General features: G+C 69.8%; 12 protein-coding genes. 7 read left to right on the forward strand and 5 right to left on the reverse strand.

Annotation, left to right across the window (positions count from 1 at the left end):
* Positions 1–131: 131 nt before the first annotated feature.
* From OO71_RS27510 to OO71_RS27520, 3 genes are all read left to right on the forward strand, one after another.
* Positions 132–1,001: an isocitrate lyase/PEP mutase family protein gene (locus OO71_RS27510; protein ID WP_033292743.1), complete on the forward strand. Its 870-nt coding sequence runs from the start codon at positions 132–134 to the stop codon at positions 999–1,001.
* Positions 1,002–1,337: 336 nt separating this feature from the next.
* Positions 1,338–2,309: a COX15/CtaA family protein gene (locus OO71_RS27515; protein WP_033292744.1), complete on the forward strand. Its 972-nt coding sequence runs from the start codon at positions 1,338–1,340 to the stop codon at positions 2,307–2,309.
* A gap of 96 nt (positions 2,310–2,405) precedes the next feature.
* The gene (locus OO71_RS27520; RefSeq protein ID WP_033292745.1) at positions 2,406–3,344 is read left to right on the forward strand and encodes an acyl-CoA desaturase; all 939 of its coding nucleotides are present in this window, start codon (positions 2,406–2,408) and stop codon (positions 3,342–3,344) included.
* Here OO71_RS27520 and OO71_RS27525 read toward each other — a convergent pair.
* Positions 3,325–4,023: a TetR/AcrR family transcriptional regulator gene (locus OO71_RS27525; protein ID WP_033292746.1), complete on the reverse strand. Its 699-nt coding sequence runs from the start codon at positions 4,021–4,023 to the stop codon at positions 3,325–3,327. The two genes, OO71_RS27520 and OO71_RS27525, sit on opposite strands and share 20 nt — an antisense overlap.
* Positions 4,024–4,075: 52 nt before the next feature.
* Here OO71_RS27525 and OO71_RS27530 point away from each other — a divergent pair, with 52 nt between their 5' ends.
* On the forward strand, positions 4,076–5,485 hold the full coding sequence (locus OO71_RS27530; RefSeq protein ID WP_051792365.1) for a DHA2 family efflux MFS transporter permease subunit: 1,410 nt from the start codon (positions 4,076–4,078) through the stop codon (positions 5,483–5,485).
* On the opposite strand, the gene OO71_RS27535 is transcribed toward OO71_RS27530, so the two are convergent.
* Positions 5,482–6,348 carry an ATP-grasp domain-containing protein gene (locus OO71_RS27535; protein ID WP_033292747.1) on the reverse strand — a complete coding sequence of 289 codons (867 nt, stop codon included), beginning with the start codon at positions 6,346–6,348 and terminating at the stop codon, positions 5,482–5,484. The two genes, OO71_RS27530 and OO71_RS27535, sit on opposite strands and share 4 nt — an antisense overlap.
* Entirely contained in the window at positions 6,345–6,620 is a 276-nt protein-coding gene (locus OO71_RS27540) for a hypothetical protein (RefSeq protein WP_211260616.1), read from the reverse strand. Before OO71_RS27540 ends, OO71_RS27535 begins: the two co-directional genes overlap by 4 nt.
* 121 nt (positions 6,621–6,741) lie before the next feature.
* Here OO71_RS27540 and OO71_RS27545 point away from each other — a divergent pair, with 121 nt between their 5' ends.
* Positions 6,742–7,707: a quinone oxidoreductase family protein gene (locus OO71_RS27545; protein WP_033292749.1), complete on the forward strand. Its 966-nt coding sequence runs from the start codon at positions 6,742–6,744 to the stop codon at positions 7,705–7,707.
* Between the two features lie 96 nt (positions 7,708–7,803).
* On the opposite strand, the gene OO71_RS27550 is transcribed toward OO71_RS27545, so the two are convergent.
* Both OO71_RS27550 and OO71_RS27555 read right to left on the reverse strand, forming a co-directional pair.
* Positions 7,804–10,038, reverse strand: a complete 2,235-nt coding sequence (locus tag OO71_RS27550; RefSeq protein ID WP_033292750.1) for a HelD family protein — start codon at positions 10,036–10,038, stop codon at positions 7,804–7,806.
* A 9-nt stretch (positions 10,039–10,047) separates the two neighbouring features.
* On the reverse strand, positions 10,048–11,028 hold the full coding sequence (locus tag OO71_RS27555) for a heme o synthase (protein ID WP_033292751.1): 981 nt from the start codon (positions 11,026–11,028) through the stop codon (positions 10,048–10,050).
* Between the two features lie 360 nt (positions 11,029–11,388).
* Here OO71_RS27555 and tkt point away from each other — a divergent pair, with 360 nt between their 5' ends.
* Positions 11,389–13,485, forward strand: a complete 2,097-nt coding sequence (gene tkt / locus OO71_RS27560; RefSeq protein WP_033292752.1) for a transketolase — start codon at positions 11,389–11,391, stop codon at positions 13,483–13,485.
* A 12-nt stretch (positions 13,486–13,497) separates the two neighbouring features.
* On the forward strand, positions 13,498–14,622 hold the full coding sequence (gene tal / locus OO71_RS27565; protein WP_033292753.1) for a transaldolase: 1,125 nt from the start codon (positions 13,498–13,500) through the stop codon (positions 14,620–14,622).
* Positions 14,623–14,627 lie beyond the last annotated feature (5 nt).

The raw sequence follows: 14,627 nt of genomic DNA on the forward strand, positions 1-14,627 counted from the left end.
TCCGTGACCTGCTTGGCCGATGGCGGCACCCCCGTCCTTCGATAACTTCGACCGCAGCGGGACGCAATCCTGTCCCGATCCCACGCACATTCGTGTGTTCGCCGAAATTCACCAGCCCCGGAAAGGACGTCATGACGTACGGAAGCGCACTCCGTAACGAAGTCACCAATGCGCAAATCACGCCTCTGATCGGCGTTTTCGACATGTTTTCCGCGTCGGTCGCCGCCCAGCACTACAATGGCATGTTCATCTCCGGATTCGGTTTTGCCGCCTCGCATTACGGACTGCCCGACATCGGATTCATCGCCTGGCCGGACATCGTGAATTTCGTCCAGCGGCTCCGGCTGGCGTTTCCGCAGCAGCATCTGCTGGTGGACATCGACGACGGGTACGTGGACCCCGAAGTCGCCGCGCACGTGATCGAGCATCTGGAGCGGATCGGTGCCTCCGGGGTCATCCTCGAGGACCAGAAGCGGCCCCGCCGGTGCGGCCACGTGGACGGCAAGCAGATCCTGCCGCTCGCGGAGTATCTGGAGAAGCTGGAGCTCGTCCTGCAGACCCGTGAAGACCTCGTCGTGGTGGCCCGCACCGACGCCACCGAGGAGGACGAGATCCTGCGCCGCGCCGAGGCGCTCGCGAAGACCGACGCCGACGTCATCCTGGTCGACGGGGTGCGCAGCGTCGACTGGATCCACCGGGTCCGCGAGGTCATCGGCGCAAAGCCGTTGCTGTTCAACCAGATCGCCGGCGGCAAGTCCCCGCGGCTCTCGCTGCCGGAGCTGCAGGAGCTCGGCGTTGACGTGGCCATCTACAGCACGCCGTGCCTGTTCGCCGCGCAGGAGGCGATCGACACCGCCCTCGCCGAGCTGCGCGCGAACGACGGCAGGCTGCCCGAGACCCGGCCCGGCAGCGTCGGCGTCGCGGCGTCCATCGAACTGCTGGAACGCAATATCAGCCGGCACCACCAGGACCGGACCGTCCGCACGACGGCGCAGGTCTGATCCGGGCCCACCCGTACGGCACGCGGCACGTACCTCGGTGCGTGCCGCGCGCCAAGCCCGAATTCGACGGCTGGGGCTGGTCGCCCCTTTTTCTCGGGATAACGGAAACCGGCGCGGCCGACAGATTCCTGCGGCAGCCCGGTCACCCCATTCGGAATTTCTTTACCCGGTGCACCGCAGCTCCATTCTGCCCGCCTGGCAGCTGCCCGGCCCGGTGCTGCCCATGGCGGCTGTCCCCCGGGCGGAACGCCGGACTGGTGGTCCGGTTCCACCGCCCTGGCTCATCGTCCGTGCCCGCCGGGAAACCGCCCGGCCACCGGCGGGTATCGTGACCTCGTGTCCCTTCGCAGTTTGATCTCCCGCCTGCCTTATCCGTCCGCTGCGGTGCAGCGGGGGGTCGGGATCGCGGCAGTGATCACGCAGGCCGGGATCGGTGTCACCGGGTCCGTGGTGCGGGTGACCGGGTCCGGGCTCGGATGCCCCACCTGGCCGCAGTGCGTCGCGGGCAGCCTGGTGCCCACGCAGCACCCGGGTATCGACGCGGTCACCCAGTGGATCGAGTTCTCCAACCGGATGCTCACCGGCGTCGTGATCGTCGTGGCCGCGCTCGCCGTGCTCACCGCGTGGCGCATCCAGATCGACCATCCGGAGCGCAAACGCCTCGTGAAGATCGCGTGGGCAATGCCCGGCGGCGTGGTGCTGCAGGCCGTCCTCGGCGGGCTCACCGTGCTCGCGAAGCTCGAGTGGTGGACGGTCGCGATCCACTTCCTCGCCTCGACGCCGCTCGTGTGGCTGGCCGTGCTGCTGCTCAAGGCGTTCCGCGAGGGCGACGAACCGGCGCGCCCGCTCGTGCCGAAGCTCGGCAGGCAGCTGCTGGTCCTGCTCACGGTGCTGATGTGGGCCGTGCTCATTGCGGGCACCACCGTCACCGGCGCGGGCCCGCACGGCGGCGACGTCAACACCCACCGGCTCGACGCCCCGATCGAACAGCTCACCCGCGTACACAGCGGACTGCTGATCGCGTACCTGGTGGTGCTCGCCGTTTTCGGCCTCACGCTGATGCGCGCAGGCGCGGCGAAGAGCGTGTGGCAGCGCTACGGCTGGGTGTGGGGAATCGCGCTCGCACAAGGGGTTCTGGGCACTGTGCAGTACGCCCTCGGGGTCCCCGAGGCGATGGTGTCCTTCCACGTGCTCGGCTCCGCACTCGTCATCATCGGCACCGCCGTCCTGTGGACCGGCACCCGCGACCGCGGGCCGGTCACCTCACTGGAACCGGCACCGGACCGGGAACTCGCCACCGCGGGCTGACGGCCATCCGGACGTAACTGCACGTCGGCCCGGCGGACAGCTCGGGCGCCTACCGTCTCAGCTGTCCGACGAGCCCGAAGCGCCCGAGGTGACGCAATGACGTCCGCCCCTGCCCGTCCCGCCAAACCGCTCGTCTCCGGACGACGCGGACCGGCCGAGATGATCGTGCTCAAAACGTTCTTGCTCGTACCGTTCGCCGCGCTGATCGCCGCCGTACCCCTGCTGTGGGGCTGGGGCATCGGGTGGATCGACGTCATCCTCGCCACGGTCTTCTACGTGCTCGCCACGCTCGGCGTGACCGTCGGCTACCACCGCTACTTCACCCACGGCGCGTTCAAAGCCGGCCGCCCGCTGCGGATCGCGCTCGCCATCGCGGGCAGCATGGCCGTGCAGGGGTCGGTGATCTTCTGGGTCGCGAGCCATCGCCGCCACCATGCCTTCTCCGACCGCGAGGGCGACCCGCATTCGCCGTGGCTCTTCGGTACCTCACCGGCCGCGCTGCTGCGCGGGTTCTGGCACGCGCACATGGGCTGGATGTTCGGCCGCGAGGTCACCAACGCCGACCGTTTCGCCCCGGACCTCGTCAGCGACCGCGACCTGCGCATGGTGAACCGGTTCTTCTGGCTGTGGATCACGCTCAGCCTCGGTCTGCCCGCGGTGCTCGGCTGGGCGCTCAGCGGCAGCTGGCAAGGCGCGCTCACGGCGTTCTTCTGGGCCGGGCTCGTGCGGATCGCGTTCCTGCACCACGTGACGTGGTCGGTGAACTCGGTGTGCCACCTGATCGGCGACCGTCCGTTCGCGAGCCGCGACCGTGCGGCGAACTTCTGGCCGCTGGCGCTGCTGTCCATGGGCGAGTCGTGGCACAACTCCCACCACGCCGACCCCACCTGCGCCCGGCACGGCGTGCTGCGCGGGCAGGTGGACGTGTCGGCGCGGGTGATCTGGTTCTTCGAACGCGTCGGCTGGGCCACCGACGTCCGCTGGCCGCGCCCGGACCGCCTCGCGGCCAAGCGGGTCAGCCGAGATTCCGGATGATCAGGCCGAGCGTGAACTCGAACCGCTCGTGCCCGGTCCCCGAGGTCAGCTGAACCGCATGCCGCCGGGTCAGCGGGAACCGGTCCTCGGGCAGTGCACTGAACCGTGACACGAGCTCGTCCTGGCTGAGCACCCAGTCGTCGTGCCCACGTTGCCGGACCAGTGAGCGTTCCAGGGCATAAGCGCCGACGTACAGCGTGAGCGCATCGAGCGCCCACGCGGCGGTCTGCGGTTCGACCCCACCGGCCAGCAGGATGCCCAGAATCCCTTCCCTGACCCGCAAAGCCTCGAGATGCGTGGGGACCATCGCCAGCGCGGCCCGCGGAATTCCCGGGTATTTCAGGTATTGGTCCCGGAGCTGGCCGTACACGTCGAGCACTTGGTCCCGCCACGACTCCGGGTCCGGTTCGGGCAGCCGGATTTCCGCGCAGAGACGGCCGACGAGCAGGTCGTCGAGATCTTCCTTGTTCACGATGTGCGCGTACAGCGACGACGGCCCGGTGCCGAGCAAGGCCGCGACCCGCCGGATGGTGAGCGCGTCGTAGCCCTCGGTGGCGACCACTTCCAGCGCGGCGTCGGTGATCCGGTCGGCCGTGATCGGCGTCTTGCGCGGCGTCGGGGATTCCGCAGGGGACGCGGCGTGCCGCGCGGCGCGGCGCTCTCGGGGCGTGGCAGGCATGCCGGTCACTCTACCTTGACACGAACTTAGTTCGTCATCTAGAACTTAGTTCGTGAGCATCGAACTTAGTTCGTCAACGAGACGCACCCTCCCCCTCCGCCAGGCTTGGCTGGTCCTGGTGGTCGTCGTGGTCGCCGACCTCATGGACCTCGTCGACACCAGCGTCGCCACCCTCGCCGGTCCGTCCATCCGGGCCGGGCTCGGCGGCGGGCCGATGACCCTGCAGTGGGTCCTGTCCGCCTACACCGCCGCGTTCGCGCTCGGTCTCGTCACGTCCGGCAGGCTCGGCGACCTGCTCGGCCGCCGCCGGTTGTTCCTCCTGGGGATGGCCGGTTTCACGCTCGCGTCGCTGGCCTGCGGCCTCGCACCGTCCCCGGCGTTCCTGATCGTCGCGCGCGTGGCGCAGGGCCTGTTCGGGGCGGTGATGATCCCCCAGGGCATGGCTCTGGTGAAGGTCGTCTTCCCGCCCGAGCACCTGCGCAAAGCGCTGATGCCGTTCGGCCCGATCATGGGGCTGGCGACGGTCGCCGGGCCGATCCTCGCCGGGTGGCTGCTGCAGCTGGACCTGTTCGGCAGCCAATGGCGGTCGATCTTCCTGATCAACGTCCCGTTCGGCGTCCTGGCCGGCGTGCTCGCGTGGTTCGTGCTGCCGCGGGACAGCGGCGAGGACCGCAGCGCCCGGCTCGACCTGACCGGCATCGGCCTGCTCACCGCGGGGTCGGCGCTGCTGATCGTGCCGCTCATCCAGGGCCGTGAGCTGGGCTGGCCGCTGTGGACGTACGTGATGATCGCCGCCGCGGTGGTGGCGTTCGGCCTGTTCGTGGTGTCCGAACGGCGCAGCCGGCACCCGGTCATCGCGCCGACGTTGTTCGGCAAGCGCGGCTTCGTGGTCGGGCTGCTTCTGGTCGGCGGGTTCTACGCCTGCCTGAGCGCCTTCGTCCTGGTGATCAACCTGCTGCTGCAGTCAGGACTCGGCTGGACGCCACTGCAGTCCGGGCTCGCGCTGATCCCCTGGGCGGCCGGGACCGCGATCGCGACCCTGCTGTCCGGCGCCGTGCTCGCCGAAAAGCTCGGCCGCGCGAGTATCCACTTAGGACTGTCCATTGCCGCCGCCGGACTGCTCGCCCTGTGGTGGACCACCGCAACCGGGGCCACCGGCTGGCCCTTGACCTTGGCGTTGTTCTTGACCGGCGCCGGTTCCGGTCTGTTGTTCATCCCGCTGTTCGACTTCATCCTCGGCGACGCCACTCCCGAGGAGGTCGGCACCGGATCCGGAATGCTCAACGCCACGCAGCAGTTCGCCAACGCCGTCGGCGTCGCCGCGCTGGGTACCGTGTTCTTCGCGCGCGTCGGGACCCCGTCCACCGCATCGTATTTCGCCGCCGCCGAGCTGGTTTTCGGCCTCTGCGCCGGGGTTTACCTGCTGCTGGTGCTCCTGGTCCGGCTGCTGCCCAAGCGCTAGGCCAGCTGCTGCCGCACCGCGGAGGCGAACCGCAAGGGCGCACCGGCGTCCGCGTGCCGGAAGCCCAGCGTCGGTTCGATCAGCTCGAGCTCCAGCATCAGCGGACGGCCGTCGTCCCCGCGGACCAGATCCGCTCGGGCGTAAAGGAGTTCCGCCCGCAGGATGCCGAGCAACCCGCACGCGGCGTCCAGCACGTCCTCTGCCGCGGCGCGCACCTCTGGGGCCGGGACCGCGGCGGCCAGCTGCTCTTCGTGGTACAGCCCGGAAGCGTCGGTTCCGGTGCCGAGCATGGTGGATTTCGTGAAGGCGTGGGAGTAAACGCCGCCGAAGAACACGACCGCGATCTCACCCTGAGTGTCCACACTGGACTGATAGGGCTGTACCAGCGCGGTCCGCCCGTCGTCGTGCAAGGACTTCAGGTGCTTCTCCGCCTCGGGACCCGCGGCGGCAAACCGTACGACACCCCGGGATCCTGCGCCCACCGAAGGTTTCACCACGAACGGCACCTTCGGCCAGGTGGCCTTCTCCCCCGGCTGCACGACGTCGACGGGCACCGTGGGCACCCCCGCGTCGTGCAGCTCGGCGAGGTAGACCTTGTCGGTGTTCCAGCGGACGACCGGGGCCGGGTTGCTCAGCGCGGGAACGGTTTCGCACCAGGCTAGGAATTCGTCGCGGCGGTCCGGGTAGTCCCAGGTGGCGCGCAGCACCACGAGGTCGGCCGAGCCGAAGTCGGTGTCCGGGTCGTCCCACGCGGCCCAGCGCACGGTGAACCCGAGGTCGGCGAGCGCAGGCAGCACGGCCGCCTCGTCACCGTCTCCTTCGGGCAGTACGGGGCAACCGGCGAAAATCGCGGCGCGCGTCACCGGCCAGCCATCTTGCGCCGGTGCGCGGCGCCGATCTTGACCGTCTTCACCGTTTCGCTGTCCCATTCCGCGGCTTCGAGGTCCTCGACCGCGTCGACCAGCGCGGCCCCTGCGTCGGTCCCGGCCACGAGCACGTCCCCCATCGCGCCGTCCGGACCCACGAGCACGACCCGGGCCCCGGCGAGGCCGATGTTCTCGACCACAGCTCGCGAGGGCGCACCGTGCTTGGCCACGAACCCGCGGGCGGCGGCGAGCTGGCGCGTGGTGGGCATCTGCGGTGGGTTTTCGATCTCCTCGGCCACCTCCGGAGCTTAACCCGAGACCCCCAGCGCCGCGGTCCGACGTGTCCTCGGCCATAGTGGATGCGGATCCCGCACCCTTCGAGGAGGACGCATGCCGACCGCAGTGCAGGTCAGCCGGACCGGCGGCCCGGAGGTACTGGAGCTCGCGGACGTCGAGCCCGGACCGCCCGGCGCGGGCGAGCTCGCGGTCGACGTCGCCGCCGCGGGGGTGAACTACATCGACACCTACCAGCGTCAGGGCATCTATCCGCTGGACCTCCCGTTCGTCCTCGGCCAGGAAGGCGCGGGCACGGTCACCGCGGTCGGCGACGGCGTCACGGCTTTCGCGCCGGGTGACCGGATCGCGTGGCAGGGCGTCATGGGCAGCTACGCCCAGCGCGCGGTGGTTCCCGCAGGCAGTGCGGTGAAGGTGCCCGACGGCGTGTCCGACGAGATCGCCGCGGCTGTGTTGCTGCAGGGCCTCACGGCGCATTACCTGGTGCGCTCCACCTACGAAGTGCAGCCGGGCGACGACATCCTCGTGCACGCGGCAGCGGGCGGCGTCGGTTTGCTCCTGGTGCAGCTGGCGAAGTCCCGTGGTGCCCGTGTCCTGTGCACGGTGTCCACCGACGAAAAGGCCGAGCTCGCCCGCGGCGCCGGTGCGGACCACGTGCTCGGGTACGACGATTTCGCCGCCGCCACCCGCGACCTCACCGATGGTCAGGGGGTAGCTGCGGTCTACGACGGCGTCGGCAAGGACACCATCGACGGCAGTCTCGCGAGCCTGAAGATCCGCGGCACGCTGGCGTTGTTCGGCGCGGCGAGCGGCCCGGTCCCGCCGCTGGACCCGCAACGCCTCAACTCCGGCGGCTCGCTCTACCTGACCCGCCCCTCACTCTGGCATTACCTCCGCACCCGCGACGAGCTGGAGTGGCGCGCGGGCGAGCTGTTCGCCGCTGTGCAGGACGGTTCCCTCGACGTGCGCATCGGCGGCCGGTACCCGCTCGCCGACGCCCGTCAGGCGCACGAAGACCTGCAGGGCCGCCGGACCACCGGAAAACTGCTGCTGCTCCCGTGACCGGGTCCGTGAAGGCCACCTTCACGGAATCTGAGTCCGTGAAGGGAACCATGAGGGAATCTGAGTCCGTGATGGTTCCCTTCACGGACTTGACCCTCAGCCGAGCCCGCGCAAAGCGGCGACCGGCGGGCCGGTCCGGATCACGCCCAGCCGCTGGGTCGCGCGGGTCAAGGCCACGTACAGGTCGTTGAGGCCCCGCGGCGAGCCCGCCACGATCTCGTCCGGCGACACCAGCACGACCGCGTCGAACTCCAGCCCCTTCGCGCGGTCGACGGTCAGCACGCTCAGCCGTTCGTGCTCGCCGAGCAGCTCCGCGACCTCGGCCAGCCGGGCGGACGGCACGAGCACCGCCACCGTCCCACCATCCACAGTGGACAGTTCAGCGCGTACCAAGGCAGGCAGCTCAGCGAGCGAAGACACAAACCGGCCCCACGGCGGTACCCCGGTCTCGCGCACCGAAGCAGGCGCGGTCAGGTCCACGTCGAGTTCCGCCAGGACGCCCGCCGCGACCGTCATGATCTCAGCCGGGGTCCGGTAGTTCACCGTCAGCTCCTCCAGGCGCCAGCGGTCGGCGACGTACGGCGACAGCACCTCGTCCCACGTGCGCGCTCCCCCGGCCGTCCCGGTCTGCGCGACGTCGCCGACCAAGGTCATCGACCGGTTCGGCGTGCGGCGCATCAGCAGCCGCCAGTCCATCGCGGACAGTTCCTGTGCCTCGTCCACGATCACGTGCCCGAACGTCCACGTCCGGTCCTGCGCAGCCCGCTGCGCAGCGGTGAGCTCGCTACGCGCTTGCTGCCGTTCGGCGAACAGCTCCGCGTCCAGCACGTCGGACACCCGCAGGATTTCCTCGTCCTGGATTTCCTCGTCCTGTTCGAGGATGTGCAGCACGCCCTCGGCATACGCCCGCTCGACCCGGTCCCGGCGGGCCAGGTCGGCCTGTTCCTCGGTGTCGTCGGTACCCAGCAGCTCGGCCAGCTCGTCGAGCAGGGGCACGTCGGCGGGGGTCCATTTCGCGTCGCGGCCGCTCTCCAGATGCTTCCGATCAGCCTCGGACAGCAGCTCACCGGCCGCGCGGTCGAGGTGTTCGCGGTCGGCGAACAGGTCGTCCAAGAGCCCCGCCGGGGTCAGTTTCGGCCACAGCTCCTGCACCGCAGCCGCGACCGCCGGGCTCGCCGTCAGCTCGGCACGAATGTCCTGGACGTCCTGCGCGTCGAGCAGGTCTTCTCCCAGCGCGCGGGCGGCCTGCCGGGTGAGCGCGTCGAGGAGGTCGGACACGAACAGCCGCCGCGCCAGGTTGTGCGGCCGTCGCGAACGCCGTGCCCGAGTGCGGGCCTGCGTGCACGTCTTCCGGTCGAGCTTCAAAATCTCGCGTTCGTGCGAAATCTCCAGCACCGGATCGGGTACCCGCTGCCGGTCGCGCACCGCCTGCGCGAGCACGTCGGCCATCACCAACCGGCCCTTGACCTCGGCCGCCTCCGGTGAGTCGACCCCGTCGGCGTCCAGGCCCGGCCAGAGCTGCCCGATGGTCGCGAGCAGCACGCCGGTCTCGCCGAGCGAAGGCAGCACCTGGCCGATGTAGCGCAGGAACGTCGAGTTCGGACCGACCACGAGCACGCCGCGTGTGGTGAGCTGCTGGCGGTGGGTGTACAGCAGATACGCGGCCCGGTGCAGCGCAACAGCAGTTTTGCCGGTACCCGGCGCGCCCTGCACCACCAGCACGCCACCGAGCGGGGCACGGATGATCCGGTCCTGTTCGGCCTGGATGGTGGCGACGATGTCGCCCATCTCGCCGGTCCGCCGCCGTTCCAAGGCCGCCAGCAGTGCCGCTTCCCCGGCCAGCCCGAGGTCCTGGCCCTGGTCGGCAGCGGTGAGGTCGAGGATCTCGTCGTCGAACCCGGTGACCCGGCGGCTCAGCGACCGCAGATGCCGGCGACGGCGCACGCCGTCCGGCGACGCGGCCGTGGCCAGGTAGAACGGCCGCGCGACCGGCGCGCGCCAGTCGATCAGCAGCGGACGGTACTCGTCGTCCTCGTCGAACAGCCCGAGCCGCCCGATGTACGCGATCTCCTCGTCGCTGCCGGGCACGAAATCCAGCCGCCCGAAGCACAACCCCTGCTCCACCGACCCGAGCTGCGCGAGCCGGTCGCTGTGCAGCGTGGTGGCGGCGTCGCGTTCGGCGCGCGCCTGCGGCGTGCCACCGGTGAGCTGCAGGGTTTCGTCGAGGCGGCGCTGGGTCTGCACCCGTTCGGAGTCGAGTTTCGCGTACAGCGTGTCGACATATCCCTGTTCACGGCGCAGTTCAGCGTCGTAGTCCAGTTCGGGAGGCACCGGCAGGGATCAGAACGGCAGGCCGAGGACCGGCAGCCCGATCGCCGAGTCGACCGCCAGCGCGACGAACACGATCATCAGGTACGTGTTCGACCGGTGGAACAGCGCCATCGGCTTGGTTTCCACGCCACGGTGCACGGCGGCCTGCAGCCGGTGCGCGTAGAAGAGGAACCAGCCGCCCGCGAGGATCGCGAAGGTGCCGTACAGCCAGCTGGTGACCGGGAGCAGCAGCAGCGTCCAGGCGACCATCACCCACGAGTAGATGACGATCTGGCGCGCCACGTGCTCGGCCGTCGCCACGACCGGCAGCATCGGGACCCCGGCGCGCTCGTAGTCGTCGCGGTACTTCATGCCGAGTGCCCAGGTGTGCGGCGGGGTCCAGAAGAAGATCACGCCGAACATCACGAACGCGGGCCACTCCACGGTGCCGGTGACCGCCGCCCAGCCGATCACCACCGGCATGCAGCCCGCCGCGCCGCCCCAGACCACGTTCTGCGACGTCCGCCGCTTGAGGCCGAGGGTGTACACGAAGATGTAGAACAGGATCGTCGCGATCGCGAGGATCGCCGACAGCAGGTTGACCGTGAAGTACAGCATCACGAACGACGCGGCACCGAGCACGAGGCCGAAGATCAGCGCGTTGCGCCGCGGCACCGAGTCCTTCACCAGCGGACGCCGCTTGGTGCGGTTCATCACCTTGTCGATGTCGGCGTCGATCACGCAGTTGAGCGCGTTCGCGCTGCCCGCGGCCATCGTGCCGCCCAGCAGCGTGGCCACGACCAGCCACGGGGCGGGCACCTCGCGCCCGGCGAGGAACATCGCCGGGATCGTGGTGACCAGGAGGAGCTCGATCACGCGCGGTTTGGCGAGGGCGGCGTAGGCGCCGACCACCTGGCGGAAGCTTCGCCGGGCCCCGCGCGGTCGTCCACCGTCGGGGGGTACGGCGCTGGTGTCCTCACTGCGTCCGTGCGCAGCGTTCACCAACGACATTTCACTCCCTGAGTCAGTCCGTGGGCTGCGGCCCGGAAGAGAGGTGGTGCTCCGGGGAAACTTCCGTGCCTGGCCCGGGATCGATGGTAGCCGTGGCATCCGCGGCGACTGCCTGCGGGTCCGGGACACGCCAGGCACTGTTTCCTCGGTCACGTCCCGCGCGCGCACCGAGCGGGCAGGATCACGCCACCCGCACGAGTGCACACACTAGGCTGCAGCCGACGGGCCCCGAGGTCTGCCTGCACAGTGCCGTCAGCTGGAATATCGTGCCTTCGGGATCGATTGAGATCACTGACGGCGCACACGGGCAAACCACAGGGAAACCAGCCACCACTTCACCGACGCAGGAGTTCGATTTCAGTGTCCGAAATCTCTCGCAGCGAGACCAGCCCCTTGCTCCGCCGGAACGTCCCGGCCGACTGGACCGACACCGACACCCGCGCCGTCGACACCGCCCGCGTACTGGCCGCGGACGCCGTCGAGCACTGCGGCAGCGGGCATCCGGGCACCGCGATGAGCCTGGCCCCGCTGGCGTACACCCTGTTCCAGCGCACCATGCGGCACGACCCGGCCGACCCGGAGTGGCCCGCCCGCGACCGGTTCGTGCTGTCCGCCGGGCACTCCAGCCTGACGCTGTACATCCAGCTCTTCCTCGCCGGGTTCGGCCTCGAGCTGGAAGACCTCGAGCAGCTGCGCCGCTGGGGTTCGAAGACCCCCGGCCACCCGGAGTACCGGCACACCAAGGGCGTCGAGACCACCACCGGCCCGCTCGGGCAGGGACTGGCGAACGCGGTCGGCATGGCGATGGCCGCCCGCCGCGAGCGCGGCCTGCTCGACCCGGACGCCGCGCCCGGCGAGAGCATCTTCGACCACCGGATCTACGTGATCGCCTCCGATGGGGACATCGAGGAGGGCGTCACGTCGGAGGCGTCGTCCATCGCGGGCCGCCAGGAGCTCGGCAACCTGATCCTCTTCTACGACGACAACAAGATCTCGATCGAGGACGACACCAACATCGCGCTGTCCGAGGACGTCGCGAAGCGGTACGAGGCGTACGGCTGGCACGTGCAGACCGTCGAGGGCGGCGAGGACGTCGTCGCGATCGAGGAGGCCATCAAGGCCGCGCAGGCCGAGACCGAGCGCCCGTCGATCATCGTCCTGCGCACCATCATCGGCTACCCCGCGCCCACCAAGATGAACACCGGCAAGGCGCACGGTGCCGCGCTCGGGGCAGACGAGGTCGCCGGGGTCAAGAAGGCGCTCGGCTTCGACCCGGACCAGAACTTCGTGGTGGAGGACGAGGTCCTCGCGCACACCCGTGAGCTGCTGGAGCGCGGCAAGAAAGAGCGCGCCGAGTGGCAGGAGCGCTTCGACGCGTGGGCCGCGGCGAACCCGGAGCGCAAGAAGCTCGCCGACCGGCTGGCCGCCCGCGAGCTGCCCGAGGGCTTCGCGGACAACCTGCCCACCTGGGAGCCGGACGCCAAGGGGGTCGCCACCCGCAAAGCTTCCGGCGAGGTACTGAACGCGCTGGCCGAGCCGCTGCCCGAGCTGTGGGGCGGGTCCGCGGACCTCGCGGAGAGCAACAACACCACCATGAAGGGTGCGGACTCGTTCGGCCCGGAGAAGGCCGCCACCGACATGTGGCGCACCAACCCGTACGGCCGCACGCTGCACTTCGGCATCCGTGAGCACGCGATGGGCTCGATCCTCAACGGCATCGCGCTGCACGGCGGCACCCGTCCGTACGGCGCCACCTTCCTCACCTTCTCCGACTACATGCGCCCGCCGGTCCGGCTGGCCGCGCTGATGCAGGCGCCGGTCATCTACGTGTGGACGCACGACTCCATCGGTCTCGGCGAGGACGGTCCCACGCACCAGCCGATCGAGCAGGTCGCGGCGCTGCGGGCGATCCCGGGCCTCAACGTGGTCCGCCCGGCGGACGCGAACGAGACCGCGTACGCGTGGAAGGCCGTCCTGGAGGACGTGCACCACCCGTCCGGTTTCGCGCTCACCCGGCAGAACGTGCCGGTGCTGGAAGGCACGAACGCCGAGGGCGTCAAGAAGGGCGGCTACGTGCTGGCCGAGGCGTCCAACGGCGCGCCGGAGGTCATCCTGATCGCGACCGGTTCCGAGGTACAGCTGGCCGTCGAGGCTCGTAAGACGCTCGAAGCCGACGGCGTGCCCACCAGCGTCGTGTCGATGCCGTGTGTCGAGTGGTTCGACGCGCAGGACCAGTCGTACCGCGACGCCGTGCTGCCGCCGTCGGTGAAGGCGCGAGTGTCGGTCGAGGCCGGGATCGCGATGCCGTGGCACCGGTTCACGGGTGACGCCGGGGTGAACGTTTCGATCGAGCACTACGGCGCTTCGGCCGACGCGGCCACACTGTTCCGTGAGTTCGGCTTCACCGCCGAGGCCGTCGTCGACGCCGCCCGCCGTTCGCTCGCGAACACGAAGTGAAAGGGGATCATCATGACTGATCGGCTCAAGCAGCTTTCCGAGGCAGGCGTCTCGATCTGGCTGGACGACCTTTCCCGCGACCGCCTGAACTCGGGCAACCTCGCCGGGCTCATCCGGGACAAGCACGTCGTCGGCGTCACCACGAACCCGACGATCTTCGCCAACGCGCTGTCGGCCGGTGAGGCCTACGACGCGCAGGTGAAGGAGCTGGCCGACCGCGGAGCGGACCTGGACGGCACCGTCCGGGAGCTCACCACCACCGACGTGCGCAACGCCGCGGACCTGTTCCGCGACGTCTACAACGCGACCAACGGCGTCGACGGCCGCGTGTCCATCGAGGTGGACCCGCGCCTGGCGAAGGACACCGACAAGACGGTGGCCGAGGCCAAGGACCTGTGGAAGACCGTCGACCGGCCGAACGTGATGATCAAGATCCCGGCCACCGAAGAGGGTCTGCCCGCGATCACCGCGACGCTGGCCGAGGGCATCAGCGTCAACGTCACGCTGATCTTCTCGGTGGAGCGGTACAAGGCGGTCATCGATGCGTTCTTCGCCGGGCTGGAGCAGGCGAAGGCCAACGGCCACGACCTCAAGGGCATCCACTCGGTCGCGTCGTTCTTCGTGTCGCGCGTGGACACCGAGGTCGACAAGCGGCTGAACGCGCTGGGCACCGATGAGGCCAAGGCGCTGCTCGGCGAAGCGGCCATCGCCAACGCGTGGCTCGCGTACGCGGCTTTCGAGGACCTGTTCGCCACGGACCGCTGGAAGACGCTCGCGGAGGCAGGAGCCAACGCGCAGCGTCCGCTGTGGGCCTCCACGGGCGTGAAGGACCCGGCGTACTCCGACACGCGCTACGTCGACCAGCTCGTGGTCAAGGACGTCGTGAACACGATGCCGGAGAAGACCATGGACGCGGTCGCCGACCACGCGGAGCTGTCCGGCGACACGGTCACCGGCCGCGGCGAGCGGGCGCAGGCGATCTTCGGCAAACTGAGCGCGGCGGGCATCGACGTGCCGGACGTGTTCGTCACGCTCGAGACCGAGGGCGTCGAGAAGTTCGAGAAGTCCTGGCAGGAGCTGCTGGACACGGTCACCGGGCAGCTGGACAACGCTCGATCGGACAAGGCGAAGGGCTGAACCGC

The sequence above is a fragment of the Amycolatopsis jejuensis genome, assembly GCF_000717335.1.
GTDB lineage: Bacteria > Actinomycetota > Actinomycetes > Mycobacteriales > Pseudonocardiaceae > Amycolatopsis > Amycolatopsis jejuensis.

Excerpts from the sequence above, each read along its gene's own strand:
- OO71_RS27545 (WP_033292749.1), top strand. The coding sequence starts at position 6,742 with ATGCCGACCGCAGTGCAGGTCAGCCGGACCGGCGGCCCGGAGGTACTG.
- OO71_RS27525 (WP_033292746.1), bottom strand. The coding sequence starts at position 4,023 with ATGCCTGCCACGCCCCGAGAGCGCCGCGCCGCGCGGCACGCCGCGTCC.
- OO71_RS27510 (WP_033292743.1), top strand. The coding sequence starts at position 132 with ATGACGTACGGAAGCGCACTCCGTAACGAAGTCACCAATGCGCAAATC.
- OO71_RS27555 (WP_033292751.1), bottom strand. The coding sequence starts at position 11,028 with ATGTCGTTGGTGAACGCTGCGCACGGACGCAGTGAGGACACCAGCGCC.
- tal (WP_033292753.1), top strand. The coding sequence starts at position 13,498 with ATGACTGATCGGCTCAAGCAGCTTTCCGAGGCAGGCGTCTCGATCTGG.
- OO71_RS27520 (WP_033292745.1), top strand. The coding sequence starts at position 2,406 with ATGACGTCCGCCCCTGCCCGTCCCGCCAAACCGCTCGTCTCCGGACGA.
- OO71_RS27540 (WP_211260616.1), bottom strand. The coding sequence starts at position 6,620 with ATGCCCACCACGCGCCAGCTCGCCGCCGCCCGCGGGTTCGTGGCCAAG.